Here is a 2,857-nt window from a genome sequence, read left to right as displayed (position 1 = left end):
GCGGGCAGCATGGCAGCACGGGCTACCGAACTGCCCAGAAAGGCCGTCAGCGTGGCACCAGCCCCCAGGCTTTTTAAAAAATCGCGACGTCTCATGTGTTTTTCTCCTCAAGATGCTGAAGGGCAGCAGCCGCAGCCGGATAGTGCTCCGCCAGGGCGCGTTGGAAATACTGTTCGGCCTGATGAGCGTCTTTTTTGACCCCATACCCGTGCCAGTAGGCAATGCCGAGGTCATAGGCGGCAGCACCCACGTGCTCGGTATCCAATTGTTTCAGCAGAGCAAGACTGCGCCCTTCATACCAGGCCGCCTTGGTCAGATTTTTCGGCATGAGTCTGCCCGCTGCATAGGTTTTGCCTAACCAGAAATCGGCATTGACCACTTGCGGAACCATCAGACCCTGTCGAAACCAGAAAGCTGCCCGTCGGGGATTGCGGGTGACGCCCCAGCCATTGAGATAGGCATTGGCTACCTGACGCTGGGCAAAACGATCTCCCGCCTCAGCGGCCTGCAGATACCAGTGGAAAGCGGTCTGGGAGTTTGCGGAAACGCCCAAACCTGCCTGATACAAATGACCCAGAGTGTCCGCAGCCCAGAAATCGTCCTTGTCCGCCGCCGCTTTTTTGAGGAGGGGTACCGCCTGGGTATAAGCAGAATGATTCAGCAGATGGACGATGGGTGCATCCGCCTTGCGGATGGCCCGGGCATGGGCCAGATAGGCATCCGCAACGGCGCCCGGATTGGCGGTGTTGCCCATGACAATGGGTGAGGTGCTGTTCTGAGCAAGGGCTTGACTGAAAGGAATAAGCATCAACATGATACCGATTGCCGAAAACCTGAAATTTCTGATTGGCATCTCGATCCTCAAAAATGGGTAAATAGTGAATTAACCTGTTAAATTTTCTATTGAAAACATCATATCAGAGTAATGTGACAGTATTGTGAATGTTTTATGACAAAAATATGATATTTTCTGGGCTGTATTTTGCTTAGGATAGGTATTAATAAAAACTCATGACCAGTGTTTTTTAAGCAACGGTCTATAACGAAAAGCGTAATGCTCACAAAAGTCAGGTAAACCCTGTTTTTTCATCTATTTCTTTAAGGGACTGTCATAAAAGTGTCATATTGGCGTGCTATGGTGAACGCTTTACAACGGCTTTGATGGCGAGATGATGAGTAACCTACTCAGTGCAATAGATAACGAACAGAAAGTTACCAGGCGGCATCGGCGGATTCTCTGGGCATCCGGCCTCGGCATTTTTCTGGATGGTTATGATTTGAGTATCATGGCTATTGTACTGATTCTGCTCAAACCGCAATGGCATCTGGGGCCAACTCTGCTGGGATTGCTGGGTACTGCGGCGCTGGTGGGCGCACTGATTGGTGGACTTTTTGGCGGTATTATTGCGGATCGTTATGGCCGCAAAACGGTTTATCTAATTGATATTGCGGCATTTTTCTTTGCGGCCTTGCTTTCCGGATTTGCCTGGGACATCACCTCTCTGGTCATTTTGCGCTTCATTCTTGGGCTTGGGGTTGGCGCAGATTATCCCTTGAGTTCCACTTACATTGCTGAATTCATGCCCAAAAACAAGCGCGGGTCGGCCATGACCTGGATTTTCGGGTTATGGATGGGGGGCGCGCTACTTTCCAGTCTGGTGGGCCTGGCATTGCTGAATACGGGCCCGGATGCCTGGCGCTGGATGCTGGCATCCGGCGCAGTGCCGGCGGTGTTGGTACTCTGGTTGCGGCGCAGTTTGCCGGAGTCGCCGCGCTGGTATATTTATCGGGGCCGCCTGCAGGAAGCCGCACAGGTTTTACGCTGGCTGGTGCCGGATGTGGATGCCCATGAACGGGAACGTCTGGTCCAGGAAACCGCTTCCAGCATGCAGGCCAGCCGAAATGTGTCGTGGACCATGCTTTTCAGTAAGCCATATTTGCGGCGCACCATTTACGCCTGTGTACCCTGGTTCATGATGGATGTCATGGGCTATGCCCTGGGTATTTTTCTGCCCTTTATGCTCATGCACATGGGGCTGAAAACGCCGGAACAGGCCATCATCGGGAATAGCTTTTTTACAGCCAGCTTTGTGCTGGGCTGGATTCCTCTGGCCCTGCTGATTGACCGCATTGGACGGCGCCGTGCCCAGATTTGGGGTTTTCTGGGGGACGCCATCAGCCTGGGCCTGGTCGGGCTCTTTGCGCTCTCCGGCGAGCCGCCTTTTATTATTGTCGCGGCAGGATTGATCATCTGGCAAATCGCCAACAGTTTTGGACCGGGCAATACCACCTGGATTATCCCAACCGAACTGTATCCTACTGAATTACGGGCCACAGGCCACGGCTTTGCTACCGCCTTCAGCCGCTTTGGTGGGGTGGTCAGTGTGTTTTTCCTGCCCACGCTCCAGGCCGAATTGGGTAATGGCGGATTATTATTGGTACTGGCGGGAGCAGGATTAATTGGGGTGCTCACGACCTGGTGGCTGGGTTCGGAGATGGCAGGGCAGGCTTTGCCGGAAATGCTGGAGCCCGGCAGTCAGCGTGCTGCCTGATGGTCTAACGCCAAAGGCGCTGAATCCAGAGTCAGGGGATCAGTGAGGTACCAGCATCAACCACATCACCGGTCGCTGAAGCGGTATCGGACACGGCGGCGCAGCCCGCCAAAGAAATCAGCAGGCACAATAAGCACAGTAAGCGTGACCAATAAATCATGACTGTTTTATTCCTCAACATTGCTGGCCGTTCCCCGTGCGGCACTGATCTGAGCAAAACCATCTTTCTGACACAGATCGGGTAACTCCAGCAAAATCTCGCGAAGCAGTTCCGGCCCCCTAAAAACCAGACCCGTATAAATTTG

At 53.3% G+C, this 2,857-nt stretch carries 3 protein-coding genes; 1 reads left to right on the top strand and 2 read right to left on the bottom strand.

Annotated elements, in window-relative coordinates:
* The coding region (locus tag AC2VLY_RS17540; protein ID WP_486922747.1) for a twin-arginine translocation signal domain-containing protein at nt 1-95 on the bottom strand (95 nt) is incomplete at its 3' end.
* Nucleotides 92-814, bottom strand: coding sequence for a tetratricopeptide repeat protein (locus AC2VLY_RS17535; RefSeq protein WP_486922745.1), 723 nt, complete (start codon nt 812-814; stop codon nt 92-94). The genes AC2VLY_RS17540 and AC2VLY_RS17535, both read right to left, overlap by 4 nt.
* Nucleotides 815-1,169: 355 nt before the next feature.
* Here AC2VLY_RS17535 and AC2VLY_RS17530 point away from each other — a divergent pair, with 355 nt between their 5' ends.
* Complete coding sequence (locus AC2VLY_RS17530) at nt 1,170-2,552, top strand: MFS transporter (protein ID WP_486893980.1); 1,383 nt, start codon at nt 1,170-1,172, stop codon at nt 2,550-2,552.
* The last annotated feature ends 305 nt before the right edge of the window (nt 2,553-2,857 follow it).

This window comes from Acidithiobacillus sp. TH-A36 (genome assembly GCF_057473445.1).
This window is presented reverse-complemented; position numbering and strand designations above follow the sequence as displayed.